Annotated in this window: 15 protein-coding genes; 3 read left to right on the top strand and 12 right to left on the bottom strand. The window is 41.5% G+C overall.

Annotated features, from left to right (window positions below; all coding sequences use genetic code 11):
• Positions 1-4 precede the first annotated feature (4 nt).
• The 8 genes from B4H39_RS07735 to B4H39_RS07770 are packed head-to-tail and all read right to left on the bottom strand — an operon-like array spanning position 5 to position 7,705.
• Positions 5-358, bottom strand: coding sequence for a hypothetical protein (locus tag B4H39_RS07735; protein ID WP_251420442.1), 354 nt, complete (start codon positions 356-358; stop codon positions 5-7).
• An 11-nt stretch (positions 359-369) separates the two neighbouring features.
• The gene (locus B4H39_RS07740; RefSeq protein WP_251420445.1) at positions 370-675 is read right to left on the bottom strand and encodes a hypothetical protein; all 306 of its coding nucleotides are present in this window, start codon (positions 673-675) and stop codon (positions 370-372) included.
• A complete protein-coding gene (locus B4H39_RS07745; protein WP_251420447.1) occupies positions 675-1,073 on the bottom strand; it encodes a DUF4176 domain-containing protein in 399 nt (132 codons plus the stop codon). The genes B4H39_RS07740 and B4H39_RS07745 overlap by 1 nt, the downstream gene beginning before the upstream one ends.
• Entirely contained in the window at positions 1,066-5,532 is a 4,467-nt protein-coding gene (essC, locus tag B4H39_RS07750) for a type VII secretion protein EssC (protein WP_251420449.1), read from the bottom strand. The genes B4H39_RS07745 and essC overlap by 8 nt, the downstream gene beginning before the upstream one ends.
• 4 nt (positions 5,533-5,536) lie before the next feature.
• The gene (gene essB / locus B4H39_RS07755; RefSeq protein ID WP_202230080.1) at positions 5,537-6,661 is read right to left on the bottom strand and encodes a type VII secretion protein EssB; all 1,125 of its coding nucleotides are present in this window, start codon (positions 6,659-6,661) and stop codon (positions 5,537-5,539) included.
• Complete coding sequence (locus B4H39_RS07760) at positions 6,648-6,911, bottom strand: EsaB/YukD family protein (RefSeq protein ID WP_202230081.1); 264 nt, start codon at positions 6,909-6,911, stop codon at positions 6,648-6,650. Before B4H39_RS07760 ends, essB begins: the two co-directional genes overlap by 14 nt.
• Positions 6,889-7,359 carry a hypothetical protein gene (locus tag B4H39_RS07765; protein WP_251420452.1) on the bottom strand — a complete coding sequence of 157 codons (471 nt, stop codon included), beginning with the start codon at positions 7,357-7,359 and terminating at the stop codon, positions 6,889-6,891. Before B4H39_RS07765 ends, B4H39_RS07760 begins: the two co-directional genes overlap by 23 nt.
• Positions 7,360-7,411: 52 nt before the next feature.
• Positions 7,412-7,705, bottom strand: coding sequence for a WXG100 family type VII secretion target (locus tag B4H39_RS07770; protein WP_202230120.1), 294 nt, complete (start codon positions 7,703-7,705; stop codon positions 7,412-7,414).
• A 476-nt stretch (positions 7,706-8,181) separates the two neighbouring features.
• Here B4H39_RS07770 and B4H39_RS07775 point away from each other — a divergent pair, with 476 nt between their 5' ends.
• Both B4H39_RS07775 and B4H39_RS07780 read left to right on the top strand, forming a co-directional pair.
• Positions 8,182-8,712 carry a TetR/AcrR family transcriptional regulator gene (locus tag B4H39_RS07775; protein ID WP_202230083.1) on the top strand — a complete coding sequence of 177 codons (531 nt, stop codon included), beginning with the start codon at positions 8,182-8,184 and terminating at the stop codon, positions 8,710-8,712.
• A 46-nt stretch (positions 8,713-8,758) separates the two neighbouring features.
• The gene (locus B4H39_RS07780) at positions 8,759-11,455 is read left to right on the top strand and encodes a YhgE/Pip domain-containing protein (protein ID WP_251420455.1); all 2,697 of its coding nucleotides are present in this window, start codon (positions 8,759-8,761) and stop codon (positions 11,453-11,455) included.
• A 39-nt stretch (positions 11,456-11,494) separates the two neighbouring features.
• Here the strand turns inward: B4H39_RS07780 and B4H39_RS07785 are convergent, their stop codons facing one another.
• Positions 11,495-11,806, bottom strand: a complete 312-nt coding sequence (locus tag B4H39_RS07785) for an HAD-IA family hydrolase (RefSeq protein WP_271328105.1) — start codon at positions 11,804-11,806, stop codon at positions 11,495-11,497.
• Between the two features lie 82 nt (positions 11,807-11,888).
• Positions 11,889-12,173, bottom strand: coding sequence for a hypothetical protein (locus B4H39_RS07790; protein WP_251420458.1), 285 nt, complete (start codon positions 12,171-12,173; stop codon positions 11,889-11,891).
• 143 nt (positions 12,174-12,316) lie between these two features.
• Here B4H39_RS07790 and B4H39_RS07795 point away from each other — a divergent pair, with 143 nt between their 5' ends.
• A complete protein-coding gene (locus B4H39_RS07795) occupies positions 12,317-13,267 on the top strand; it encodes a 1-phosphofructokinase family hexose kinase (RefSeq protein ID WP_251420461.1) in 951 nt (316 codons plus the stop codon).
• 41 nt (positions 13,268-13,308) lie between these two features.
• Here B4H39_RS07795 and B4H39_RS07800 read toward each other — a convergent pair whose 3' ends face one another.
• Positions 13,309-14,046, bottom strand: a complete 738-nt coding sequence (locus tag B4H39_RS07800; protein WP_251420464.1) for a MerR family transcriptional regulator — start codon at positions 14,044-14,046, stop codon at positions 13,309-13,311.
• A gap of 83 nt (positions 14,047-14,129) precedes the next feature.
• Complete coding sequence (locus B4H39_RS07805) at positions 14,130-14,615, bottom strand: YkgJ family cysteine cluster protein (RefSeq protein ID WP_251420467.1); 486 nt, start codon at positions 14,613-14,615, stop codon at positions 14,130-14,132.
• Positions 14,616-14,813: the final 198 nt, after the last annotated feature.

Raw genomic sequence — 14,813 nt, forward strand, 5'->3', positions numbered from 1 at the left:
ATATTTAGCGCCCATTTGTTTCTTCCTTTCGCTTTTGTCCTTCCAAATCGTCCAAGTCTTTTTGAAGTTGGTGGAGATGTTTCTGACTCTCCTCTTCTAAGTCTGCCTCTAACATTCGCGTTTTCTTTATTGTTTCTTGGAAGAAGAGTTGTTCATTTTCAAATGCCTGTTTGGCTTCAAAATCGTCTGAGTCTGTCCCGGCTTCATGGTTCTCCATCAAGATTTCTTGTGTTTGCTTGACTGTTCTTGAAAAGTCTGAGACCACTTCCAAAAATCCCTGCTTGATGCGATTAAAATCTTGAATTTCTTCTTCCTTAGACTGTATACTTCGAGAAAGTTCTACCTTTTTTTCACTCATCACAAGTCCTCCTAAAAAATAGATGATGATTTTGAGGAGCCAAAGTTAGGCGGAAGAACTTTCATAATCATCTGTGAATCCTTTAGGTCATCTGCTTCTACTTTTTGGGCATAAGCGGGGATAGCTTTTGCTAATTCAAGCATTTTTTTATTGAGGCCCGCAACGCTTTTATAAACATTATCCGAAAGTTTTTTCCCATTCCTCATACTCCTAGCTGTACTGCGGTTGACTTTTGCTTGGGCTGGGGAAAAACTTATTTTCTGAAAACCGCCAACAGCTCTAGAAGCCGCTCCTGTACTTGATTTAAATTCTGCCATTATTTCTCCTCTACTTTCCTAAATTTATAAAAAGGGTCTTCTTTAAGTCGTTCTTCATGGCTTAAAGTCTTTTCTTGTCTCTCTTCTGTTTCATGTGAAGTGCTCTGAGATGGAGGATTTTTCTGGCGTTCTTTCATCTCTGCTAAACGCTCTTGAATAAAGGCTGCTTCTTCTTTATCACTACTGTAGCCTTCCAAAACCACTTCCAGCTCTTGTTCCCTAAAAACATGAATACGATATTTCTCACCATAACCATGAGGATAGGCAACTGTTTGATAGCCTGATGTCTGGGCATCCATAAAAGCGCGTCCAATCACAACATAAACTTTCGTATCCTCTTCTTCATTTTTCAACCTAACTGCTGAACCTAAGGGAATTAATCGAGGCAGTTCACTCATCTTCTCCACCTCCTTTCCTTGGCAATACCAACATATTTAGACTTTCATCATTGAGGTAGAACATTTCTTGTAAGGCAAATTTTCGCTTACGTTCCTCCATGCTCAAATCTACCAGAGCTTGACTTTGCATATCTCCTGCAAAAAGGATATGTTGTAGATTTTCCTTTATAGCCTTTGTCATGAGATTCATAGGACTACCAATGTTATTGAATAAGTCTAAAAGAATATATTGGGTATTTTCATTCGTCTCCTCTAAAAGCTCAATAAAGGCTTCTGCTGTAACTTGAAGTTTAGCCAAAATTTGTGAGAGGCCATTCAGTATTACGATTCTTTGTTCTTCTTTTTGTGATATCGTTAAAGCTCCCAATGCTTCTCGAACATCAACACTCTGTTTCGTAATTTCTTCTTTACCAATGGCAAGCGAACTTGGCACATCGGTCAAATTACCGATAAAATCAATTTTTATAATATCCCCTTCAAAATCCGCAAGTTGTTCCGCAATGAATTCTCCAAGGAATAAGGTTTGCTTTTTATTTGAAGACAAGAGTGTTAAGGGTTGACCTTTGAAAAGCTCAAAAGTTACAGGCTGAGCATCACTCTTATTTAAGCCTAAATAAAACTTCTCTTTGTCAAAAGTCTCAAATTGTTCAAAGTCAACATGTTCTCCTACCATCGGAATCCTCTCCGGCCTCACTCCCGTCCACGCTTCATCCATGAGCTTAATCTCATGCTCAAGCATTTCCAAGAGTTGTGCCTCATTTTCTGCCTGAGCAGGCAGATAAATCTGCACAGATAAAGCCTGTTCCAGCTTAACTTGCCCGCGTCCCTGAACTTCTACTTGTTCCAGTTTCTCACGGCCAATGATACTGCCAAGGTCTGAATCTTCATTGAGGAAGAGGGCAAGTTTAGTTTGGATATTAGCCATCATATTCATCCGGATACCGTTATAACGTCCAGCTGTAAGCACAAGATAAATACCCAGAGCTTGACCTTCACGCAAGACCTGCATAAGCAGCTCATCGATGGCATCCTTGCGCTTGTCTTGTGGGGTTAAGTTGTCATAAGCATCAAGGACATTGACGAGGATGGGCAGTTGCTCCTTCGTTTTGCTTTCGTACTGCGTGAGGTTGGCTACACCTTCCGCCTTGAAAAGGGCTTTGCGAGTCACAAGGGCAGACGAGATCCTACCCAGCATTTTGGATAATTTCTCCTCCTCTTCAAGCATGACCATATCTGCCACATGCGGCAGATTTTTAAGTGGCAATAAGCCATTTGTCCCAAAGTCTAGAAGGTTGAAGTGGAGGTGCTCTGGCGTGTTTTGTCTTGCCAAGTTCATCACAAGGGTTTGTAATGTGGTCGATTTCCCAAAGCCAGGGCTTGAAAAAATCACCGTGTGTGAGTGCTCGTCCAAGTCAAAGTTGTACACGTCTTGCCTTTGGGCACTTGGGATATCCAATAGACCCAGAGGAATCTTGAGCCTTCTTTCATTGCCCACTTTAACCATGGGTGTCGCTATCTTCTCGGGCAGATTAGGCAGCCAAGGCTGCTGGGGTTTTTGATAGTCAGAAGCCTCAAAGACAGCCTTAATGCTCTTGATAACCGCACTCAGCTGGCTTTCTGGCTCTTCTTTCTCCTTCTCTTGATCCACCACTTCCTCTCGCGGATCATAAAGCAGCTCAGCCTGCCCCAACTCGTTGATGGCATAAATCCGTTCGTCTTTAATCTCTTCCTCAGCTCCACCAGGAGTGTAAGCCACCCCACCATATCCCGACTGGAACAGTTCGTAAAGCTCAGACTCACCCACACGCAGATAACCGCGACCCGCTGTGCTGATATGGGCCGCATCCACAGTTTTTATCAAGGCTCTGGAGTTGTTCTCATCAGACATCTTAAGGGCTACTTTGGACTTGGAGTTGGCATCGATCTGGTCATTGACCACACCGTCTGGTTTCTGTGTCGCAAGGATAAGATGGACACCCAGTGAGCGACCGATACGAGCCACAGAGGTCAGCTCGGTCAAGAACTCTGGCACATTTTCTTTCAGTTCGGCAAATTCATCCGAAACCAAGATCAGATGCGGCAGGGCTTCTCTTGGATAAAGCACGCCTTCCCGCGGATGATGGCGTTCACGGTAGAGCTTCATGTAGCCGTTGATATTATTCACGCCATAGGTGTTGAAGAGGGCTTGACGTTTTTTCAGCTCGGCATTGATAGAAGCCAAAGCCCGAGCTGTTCCTGCCCCGTCCAGATTAGTGATAGCACCCATGAAGTGAGGCAGGTCAGACAGTGTATGGGCAATCCCGCCGCCCTTCCAGTCGATGATAAGCATGCCAATATCTTCCGGACTGAAGTTAATGGCCAGCCCCATCAAGTAGGTGGTCAAGAACTCTGATTTTCCAGAGCCCGATGTTCCACCCACGATGGCGTGTGGACCATGGACTTGTTCGTGTAAGTCCCAGTAAGAAGGCTCGCGAGCTCCCTTCCAACCAATCATCGATTGAATGGACTTATTGGGCTGCGCTTGAGCCCAGCGCTCTGAGATATTCAACTCCTCTGTGCGCTCAACCATGTACTGTTCTAACAAGGACAAGCGCTCCGGAATGGCATTTTTCTCTACTTCCATATGAGTCAAAGCGCCCAGCTGGCGAAGCAGAATCTCGTAGCCTTCCTTATCCTCTACTTCTGGATAAGGTTTGAAGAGCTGTTCCATGATTTTCCCATTGCTTTGAACCAAAATGCCAGCCGTCTGATTTTTGATTTCAACCAAGGCTGTCACTGTTTCTGGCAGAAGTTTTTTATCTTCCTTGGACCAAATAACTGTGACCCCCAAATCACTCATATCCTCAGCCAAGAATGCGTTGAGCCCGTGACCAGCCAGATAGGCATCCTCAAAGACTGTGAAGACAAAGTGCGGGAGAAAGGTCGGTTTCTCGCGACCTGCCGCTTCCAGCTCTTGTTTTCGGACCTTCAAAAGTTGATAGAAACTTGAGAGAATCATATCACGAGATTTAGCATTGTGGACCAGCCCCCGTGTGTTGATGGCTGCCATCTTGAAGTGAGGCACAAAGCGCCATTGCTTCCAATAACCTTCATAGTCGCTTTCTGGCACTAGACTGATGAAATTCACATCACGGTAAGAATGAAAGAAAGCCATTTGTAAGAGCAGATGCGATACGGTTCTTTTTAAGTCCTCATAATTCCCCACAAGACCCAGACTTTGCCTGTACAAGTCTAAGGGGATGGGCACTTCTTTTTGTTGGCTAAAGTGTGTCACTAAGCCCTTGACATGCTTGGCCCATTCGTCCTCATCACGTGGGGTATAATCTGAACTCACCTTAAGACGAGACAGGCGTGTCCCTGTACCAAGAGATACCTGCAGGAAATCCTTATGATTGACCATACGCTCGTAAAGTCTGGCATCATACTGCTCAATCTTGTCTAAAAGTTGAGTGGGGCTGGGTTGCTGGTAATGGAGGACTTGATTTTCCTTGCGGTGTTTGCGGGCGATTTCGCTCGTTGTCTTGGTCACATAGGACTGATAGTTTGCCTCGCGCTCAGCTGCTCTAGCCTTCTGCTCTTTCTTATCTGTCCGATACTGAGTAACGGTAAAGACCCCGGTCATGGCAGCTGTAAGACCTGTAGCTAAAAGCATGGCAGGGTTTGAGCCCGTCATCACCGAAACACCAGCCATCCCACCCAGAGTAATCAAGGGGGCCAAAATCGTTTTGACTAAGCCGTTTTTTGTGCTTTCTTCTGCTGCATCCATCTTTTGATAAGAAAACTTGTCTTCTGGGACTTCAAGGTTCAAGCGGGGAGAACGGCGATATTCTGGAAAATCTTGTGGTTTTTCCAGTTTTCTACGCACCTCTAGGAAATTTTGCGGTTTAAAAATGACCTTATCTGTAAAGACCGTCACTTTCCACTGTGCAGGTCTGCGCTCAATCATCAGCTCAGGGGTGAGCAACTGATCTCCCACCTCCCACTTGAAACCTATAGGGTGAGTAACTTTTTGGTTTTTGAAATAGAGGAAATCCCCTTCTGGCTTAAGCAAGACCTGAGGGTTTTTAGAATCTCGATGATCAATGACGATGGTTGAGGCATCTTGGGTCTGAATCGCACAATTTCTGTGCGTATTACTGATGATAAAATCCCCTTTGTCCAAGCGTAAAAAGTGTGTATGCAGCTGTCTGGCATCCAAAACGAAAAATTCTCTCGCATCATTTTCAAGTTGAAATCGGCCATGCGCTGCACGCGAACCGCCAATCATCAGCTCCTCTCCCATGAGACCAACCGCTACCTCCTCATAGCTGTCGTAGAGATGCGACTGGCTGAGGGTCAGTCGCTCAAGTCGCGTTTTAAGAACATAGACCGCATAAAGGAGGGCTTCTGGATGCGCCCCTTCATCCAAAAAGTTCTGATTCTTCTGAGTCTGGGGAGCTGTGTCAAATAAATCTTTCATCTGTTTACTCCAATGCCTTGCTTAATTCTTGAATTTGCTTCTCGTAGTCTTCCAAGCGTTTTTGCTTTTCTGTCCCCTTCATTTTCTTGTCAAGCTTTGTGGCCTCATAAAGGTCCGTATAGGCAAGGAGGGTCAACTGGTTATCCCCGATATTTTTTGCCAAATCCAGAGACTTTTCAAAGGCACCACGTCCTTGGTAGATCCAGAAGTCCAATGTATTATCATCTGTACTTGGCGCAATCGTGTTCAGGACCGCTGTCTTTTGCGCCGTGGTCAAGTGGGCCAGGTTAACTGAGGCAGCAGCTAAAACGAATCTTGCCTCCTTTGATAAGTCCTGGGGCTCATATTTTTCAAGCGCTAGAAGTGCTTGATCATAATGCTGGGTAATAAAGCTGGCCTGGGCACTTTGCACTGCTTCCGCCTTAGGCAAAGTCGTTGTTTTATCAATATAAGTGATGAACGCAAGAACAAGAGCCGCAAGCAAGGCTAAAGAGCCACCATATTTGAAGATGCCATAACGGACTTTGGAGACCTTGGTCAGACTTTGCGCTTCGGTGGTCTGCACCTTCTTGTATCGTGCTTGAAGGATGTTTTGAATGTCTTCAATGTGTTCACTGCGAGCAAGGGCGGCTGAAAACTTGTCTTTCAGACTGTTTTCAGCCCCTAAAAAGGCTTCAAATGAAGTTTTAGGGTACAGCACCGCAAAAACCAAAGCCTTATACTGTGTGAGAAAAAGTCCTGTATCATTTGCCATTGGCGCAAGACTGCTTTCAAACCCCTTATGTACAAAGCTTAAATGGCCGTCTTTGAGGATAATATTTTCTGGGTGCACAAAAGGAACCTGAAACTCCGCCCACTCACCTGTGAGTTCTCTCAAGTTTATAGCAAGAGCCAGACGACTTAATTCCTCTTGCGTATCCTTGATAAGTGCACTTAGAGTCTGTGTAGATGCCGGGACTTGATAGTTTACACTGTAAGCAAAACGTTCATCCTGAGATTTCTCAAGTTGAACCTTCTGCTGGATGAAGTCTAAATCAATGGGAGCCACTTGTGCCCCTGTAAAAAAGATGCGCCAAGTGCTTTGGCTTGTGTCGAATTCTAATGTCGTTTGTCCGTCAAAACATTTCATAATTTTCTCCTGCTATAATCTGGAAAATATCTCCAGTGCTTACTTGCAATTCTTCCAAGGTTCGGCCAGACGACAGAGGTAGGGGTTTTCCCTTGACCCTAAAGTGCCACTTTTCAGGCAAGACTTGACCTCTTGCAACAAATGTCTCTGTCAAAAGTTCTACCAAGCGATTGGGCGTTATGTTTCCTGGCACCAGCACGTCCACCTGCTTGTGCATCCATTCTAAGCTAATCGCGATGTGCTTGTTCATATCTCTTTCTCCTAAAGCCTTTGGCCACAAAGTAGGTCAGGACCAGTAGTGGTAAGGCCGCAAATAAAAGTAGCCAAAGGGCCTGGTTTTCAGAGTGATTCCCTTGTTCTTTCGAAGCAATTTGGCTGCCTGTATAATCTTTAAAAAGTCCACTTTTGAGGGCTTTAAAATCCCTGGTGTAAAGCGGGGCGGTATGGGTCTTTGTGAAATCTATCCTTTTATGGCTTTGACTGACCGTTTCAGACTGCTTTTTCTGAGCCTCGACCCTTTTATTCAAGGCCTCAGAGAAAATCCGCCCCCGAATCTCAAAACGACTGGTCCCTGTTCCTGTAGACTTCTGATTTGTAAGTACAGAAGTATCCAAGACCAGACGACCATCAGCCTGTGCAGAAACTGGGTGACTCAGAAGCAAGAAAAGAAATATTAAAACTATTCTGTTGTATTTCATCTTTAGTCCTATCAATATAAAAAGGCGCCACAAGGTGCCCTTAAGAAAATGCTTAGAAGCCAAAGCTTTGCGCATCTTGCGCATCACGCTCAGCAACAGTATCTGCGTATTTATTGAGCTGTTGGTTGATATTTTCAAGCAACTCTTCAAATTTTTGAACGTTTTGATAAAGCTGATTGTACTGTTCCAAATAAGACTGAAAGGCTTGCCCTTTCCATTGCTGGGCAATGATGTCGTTCATGCGATTCACCTCTTGAATGGCTGCTTCAATCGCATCTTTAGAGCGAATATAAACTTGTGCTTCTTGTTTGAGTTCTTCAGGCGTTACGGAAATTTGTCCCATAATAAGGCCTCCTTCAAATAATAATGGTTCACCTATTAGGCGATGGTGTGTGAGATTTGCCTCTGTGCAAAATGTAGGCGCTTTCTCACCTGAATGATAGTTTAACACAACAAATTACACTTGTCAACAATTTGTTACTTTTCGGTTAAAATATTATTCTATTTTGTTTACAAAAAGATGTCAAAAAGTCATATACTCGTACGGAAGATGGCATGTCCTCAAAAAAATATTTCAGCAAAAAATCATCCTTAAACCGTGTAATTTAAGGATTGGACCGTTTTTTATCTGCATCATATCTTAAAATCAGAGGTACTGATTCAGCTCAGAAGGCTGAAAATTAAAACGCCAAATTATAGACACAACGTCCATTTTGTGCTATAATTGCATACCGTAAGCTCAATGGGACTTGTAATGAATATCTTTGATTATTATAGACAGCATGTTCTCTTTATGTTTTAACAATAGATAAAGGAGGAGTTATGGAGAATAGAAAAGAACGTACAAAAGCACGACTTCGTGATGCAATAACTCAGCTTTTGCAAGAAAAACCCTTTGACCACATCACAACAACTGAACTTGTGAAGGTAGCTAAGGTCAGTCGCAGTGGCTTTTATACGCATTATCAAGACAAGTACGACATGATTGATCAGTACCAAAAAACTTTATTTAACACAATCGAATATGTTTTCGAAAAAAACAATGGTGATCTTTATAAAACAATGCTAGAAACTTATGAGTTTCTTGATAATAATGAAATTTATGCTGCTTTATTTTCAGAAAATGGCAGCAAAGAAATCCATCAGTTCATGCAGGCCCAACTGAAAAATATTTTGGCGCGTTCTATCTTACCTCATAATCCTAAGCGGGAAAAACTAGACAAATTGGAGAGTATCTATATGACAACCTACTATGCCAATGCTATTTTCGGTTTAACTCAAGCTTGGATTCGTCGCAAACGGAAAGAAACACCCGAACAAATTTCCGCACTGTTGATGGCTCTAATCAGCTGATAACAAGAATTTAAACTGCCTTAGATTTACTAAAAGAGGAGAATATGTGAAACATATAAAAAATACTGGGAAACTATTTATTCTAGATTGGAAGCGTATCTTTAAAAATCCAATAGCAATTTTTTTAGTTCTTGCTTTGATGTTTATCCCATCTTTATACGCTTGGTTTAATATTAAAGCCCTTTGGGATCCTTATGCGAATACTTCACAGCTTCCAATCGCGGTTTATAGTGATGACCGAACAGAAAAATTTCAGGACAAGTCAATCAATATTGGTGATGAAGTCCTGAAAAACCTAAAAAAGAATAAGCAGCTCGGCTGGAAATTTGTCGACTCTAAACAAGAGTTAGATAAAGGGGTTAAGTCTGGCAAATACTACGCGGGTATCTATCTGCCAGAGGATTTTTCAAAAAATCTGCTCAGCTTTACCACCGGGGATATCCATAAGCCTAAAATTGTTTACTCTATCAATGAAAAAATAAATGCCATTGCCCCGAAAATTACTTCGAAAGGTGCGACTTCTTTACAAAGTCAGATTTCCGAAGAATTCATTAAGACAGCAAGCAGCACCCTGCTCAAAACCTTCAATGATATCGGATACGACATTGATAAAAACATGGTCAGCATCCAAAAGATAAAGAGTATCATTTTATCAACCAATGATAATTTAGGCACAATTGATCAGTATACACAGCAAGTGGTTGACTTACATAATAAGATGCCTGATTTAAAAGCTAAGCTTGACAAGGCAAACGACTTTATTGACTACTTGCCTGAAGTTGATGCGCTCGGTCAAAAGGTTGTGCAACTGGATGACAGTATGCCCATGATCAAAAACCAGCTTTCCATCATCATGACACTGCAAGAAAAAATACCTGAGATTCAAAATGCCGGGAAACAGATTGCAATGATTGACAATGACTTTGCTTCTGTTGAACAAACAATGAATGAAGGTATTCAAGAAGCCAAACAAGGCCTAACCATCATCCAGCAAGTCCAAACTGCCTTGCCAGATATTCGTAAACTTGGCAACCAAGCTAATGAGTTAGCTTCTACTACTTTGGACGGTGCAACTCAGCTCCAAAACGCCTTGCCGAGCATTACAAACAGCCTTGATATAACTTTGAAAGCTCTGCAAAATTTTGCCCACTCTACTTCTTCATATGTGAAAGCAATAAGAGCAGCCTTGAGCAATAATCATCTCAGCCCCGAGGAAAAAATAGCTGCTATTCAAAATTTCCAAGATAATATTCAACAACAAGAAAATATCATCAAAAACCTCATCACCTTTCTAGAAAATGCACAGGCAAGTACTGGAAATCATAATTTCGATAGCGCAATTCAAAAACTTAATGCGTATTCTGAGGCGCTGATAAAACTTGATGGTAGATTAGAAACTTTAAAAACAGCTATTGCAAATGGTGAAGCAATAGATATTGATCAGGCTCTGAGTGAAATTGAAACGCTGGCCAATAACCTCTCTGCTCTTATTGACAACATTGATGTCAATGCAGTAAGTACATCACTTAATAAAATTCTTACACAACTCATCGCAACCATTAAAACTGCCCAAGGTCTCTTAACCAAAGCCCAAGCTATTGATTTTGAATCCTTGCTCAACTCTACAGGTAAGACTGTTTCGAATGCCATTGCTTTACTTGAAAAGTATCAAAAAGAGTTGCCCGCAATCAAACAAGAAGTTCACAACGCTAACCTCATGCTCAACGGCAACATGGCCACAATCATCAATGCCATCAACAAAGGGGCTTCACTTTATCAAAATGAACTGCCACTTGTTGAGCAAAAGCTTGATAAGGCTGCCGACTTTATCAAAAACGATTACCCAGCTATTCGCAAGGAACTCACCGAAACCTTGGGAACAATCAATGAAAAAATGCCTGATCTTGAAAAAGCTTTAGCTCAAGCAAATGACCTCATCATTAATGACTGGCCAAGTATCAAAACCGGAATCCGTAAAGCCGCTGATGCTATACACAAAGGAGAAAAAGAGGTCAATCTTGGCGAAATTGTAAAACTTTTGAAACTAGATGCGATTAAAGAAAGCGACTTCCTCGCACAGCCTGTTGAGCTTCAAGAAAATGCAATATATCCGATTGCAAACAATGGTTCAGCAAGTACACCTTTCTACACTGCGCTGTGTTTATGGGTGGGAGCTGTTCTCTTCTCCAGTGTTGCTGTAACAGAGTTTTACTTAAAGGGAAGAGATAAAAAACTTTACTCCAAGCGCGAACAGTTTGCTGCGCGAATGCTAACTTTTATCGTGATGGGAATTGGCCAAGCGCTGATTGTTACCTTAGGGAACTATTTTGGTCTTGGTGTAGATGTTCATAATCCCGTTTATAGTGTCTTATTTGCCTTACTGATTGCTATAGCCTTTATGATAATGGTTTACGTTCTGGTGGCACTGTTCGGAAACATCGGTAAAGGAATTGCCATTATCATCTTGGTTCTTTCCATATCTGGTGGGGGAGGAAATTACCCTATTCAAGTCTCTGGTAAATTCTTCCAAGCCATCAACCCTTATCTGCCATTTACTCATGCGGTTAACTTGTTACGCGAATCAGCTGGCGGGATTTATTGGCCAAATGCTTGGCTTGACATTATTATCCTCGTTGCTGTTGCCTTTGTTTTCTTAGTGGCAGGGCTTGTGCTCTTCCCTCATCTGGAAAAAACATCAAAGAAAATCTCAGAGATGGCGCAAAAGAGTCACATCTTCCATTAATAAAAAGCCTCAGTTGAGGCTTTTTATCTGCTTGGATTTTCATGGAATTAGTTGCTCGATGGTGGTTAATAATTCTTCATGAGAAGCAATCACAAAAGCTGTTGAAAACTCTCCGAAAGCAGAGACATCCTCCTGTTTATGATTAATCCAAATCGTCCTCCAACCACTCTGCAGCCCTCCAAAAATATCGGTCTGATAGTTGTCACCAACATAGAGTAAATCAGCAGCAGTTAATCCAAGTCTTTCTGCCATCAAATCAAAAACTTCTTTATCCGGTTTAGCAAAGCCTGTTTCTTGTGAAACAAGGATGTGATCTTCTTCTATATATTCTCTCAGCTTTAAATACTCAATCTTTTTCCACTAATGTTGCGTGCTTTTAGATAATCAAAGGTCTCTTTTATCCCCACCAACATCTCTATCTTTTCTTGCTCCTTTAATAGCTGCTCTGAAAATCATCTGCTTGTTCATCCGTAACCGCCTCATAAGCACACTGTGCCATCGTCTTTTTAAAGCGTATTTTTTGAAAGGTTAAGGTGTCACATTCTCCTCTTAGCACGCGCTTAAATTCTTTATCTGAAACTCTACGAAACAAACGATAAGTTTCCGCGACGTCCCCTGCATAAAGAGGACAAATTGCCTTTAATGCTCTTTCAAAAGGAAGCTGCGGGTAAAAAATCGTATCATCCATATCAAAAACAACTGCTTTAACCATGTTCAAACCTTTTCTAACTCCTCTTCTCTAAAAAAATAAGCAGAGGCTAATTTAGCGGACTATCTCATTACAGATGATAAAATTACCGAAGCACAACGTAAAGAGTACGGACAATACACCAAGATTATTACGAAAGAGGTAGAAAAAATTTGATTATCACGATAACAATGAACCCTTCCGTTGATATCACTTATCTCACCAATACTTTCAAGCTTGGACAATTAAATCGAACAAAGACACCAACGATTAATATCGGAGGTAAAGGGATTAATGCTGGACGTGCCGCAGCTCTTTCTGGTTCTGATGTAACTTTGACTGGATTTATCGGCGGAAAAATTGGAGATTTGACACAGCTTCTTCTAGAAGAAGAAAAGTTATTCAATATTCAAATGAATCAGGTTTCCGGAGAAACACGTCATGCTGTAACCATCATGCACGATGAAGGCAAGCATACCGAGATTGTAGAGGAAGGACCGAAACTGGATGATACAAATATTCAAGAGCTCCTTGAAAAAGTGCTCCATATTTCGAAAGAAAAGCCTGTGAACGCTATTTGTATTTGTGGTTCTGCTAACTCTACTGATGCTTTCCTTTTCCCAAAAATGATTCAACATTTGAAAGATAATCTAGAGGTAGAAATTCCGATTTTAGTCGATATCTCTGGCGAAAAACTTACTTGCCTCCTTAAGGACAACTCTGTCACTCCGGACTTCATTAAGCCAAACAAACATGAACTCGGAGATTTTGTTGGAAAGAAAATCACAACAAAAAAAGAGGCTTTAGAAGCTCTGCACCACTCTTGTTTTGATGGGATTAAATTTGTCATTGCTTCTCTTGGCGAACAAGGCGCCGTATGTCGAATTAATGATATTTACTATGATGTCCGCATCCCCAAAATTGAAATCAAGAGCACAACGGGTTCAGGAGATGCAACGGTTGGGGGCTTTGCTTATGCCTTGGAGCAAAACTTCGATACTAAGCAAATGCTGAAGTACGCTATGGCTTGCGGGATGTCTAATGCCCAACATGAAGAATCAGGTAAAATTTGTCAAGAAGATGTGTTAGCTTTCACTCAATTCATCGAGGTTACAACCATCTAACACAATAAAAAATACACAGACAAAATTCTGTGTATTTTTTATTATTTATAGTGGTTTTGGATAGCCTGAAGAAAGTACTCAGGCAACTGCTCGTGTTTTTGGTTATAATTCGCTCGAAAACGTTCGTCTGCTACATACATCTGTCCCAGATTGATATGTGCTTCTGGACTGATCGTTTCTTCTGGCCAAAAAAGTTCCAAGATTTCCTTGTGGAGGAGAATAGCTTGGTCTGCCAAGTCTTCATCCTGCGTTTCATAAGCCTTTTCTAACATTTGCACGACTTGAGCATGAGATTCTTGCCAGTGCTTAATCTTCTCTTGATCGGCTTGAGCATATTTTTTATAGGATTGTTCCACGCGCTCATCGCCCCATTTTTGCCGGATTTCACTCCCGTATTTTTCTTCATTTTCTTTAAGTTGTTTACTTTTTAACAGTTCAAAATCTTTTTCATTCATGTGATATTCTCCTTTATCTAACTTCAATGATAAATGTTCCACCAATTTTTCCAAACGACTCATTTGTTCATTCAACCGCTTTAGATGTTGACTCAAAGCTTCCTTTTCATTTAATCCTTCCGACAACACAGCTTTAATCCGCTCGAGAGGAAGATCAAATTCTCGTAAACTCATGATATAAAATATACGCGCAATATCTGTATCAGAATATAAACGATAATCGTTCTCATCCCTTTGGGGCTCCAGAAGTCCAACAGCTTCCCAGTACCGTAAAGTTTTAGAGGTTAAACCAGTCATTTTTGTGACGCTTTTTATGTTTTTCATAGGCCTCCTTTCAGCTTATAAATTCATTATATATCTTGACCTAAGGTCAAGGTCAAATAAAAAAGACTCCAACTGAGACTTTTTTACTCTATTTTCTTCCGTAGTCTTTCTACAAAAAGATAGGCAGCCGGGCAGGTCACTGTATTTTTTAAAGTCAGATGATTGATTTGATAAATCTTTTTCCTATCTGTATGGGGAAATTCACGGCAAGCTTTGGGACGTACTTCATAAATGCTACAGAGGTTATCACTGCCAAGGAAAGGGCAGGGCATCGTTTGAAAAACTTTGTCACCATCTTCATCTACCCGTAGATATTGGGCTTCAAAATCGGCGGCTTTCATGCGAAGGTACTTCGAGATGCGGGTAATATCGGCTTCTGTAAAAAGTGGGCCTAAGCTCTTACAGCAATTTGCACAAGCCGTGCAATCTATTTCAGAAAAAACTTCTTCATGAGTTTCCTTGACGATGTAATCTAGATTTTTAGGTGCTTTTTTCTTCAATGTTCCTAAAAACTTTTTATGCTCCTTCTTTTTTTGGAGCGCAAGGTCTTTGTAATATTCGATATCCATTTCTGCTTCATTATAACAAAAAATGCTTCGGGAAGTCCGAAACACTCTTTGCTTTTTAGGAGTAGGTTTTATGAAAAATTTTATTGGAATAAGGATATTATAATGGACACGACTTAAGCTAGGCTAAAGCCACACTGAAATAAAACTAAATGTGGACTTTCTCCCAAATTACGCTGTTTCAAAAAGACTGAAAATATG

The sequence above is a fragment of the Lactococcus sp. UBA7128 genome, assembly GCF_002492185.1.
GTDB classification, from domain to species: Bacteria; Bacillota; Bacilli; order Lactobacillales; family Streptococcaceae; genus Lactococcus; species Lactococcus muris.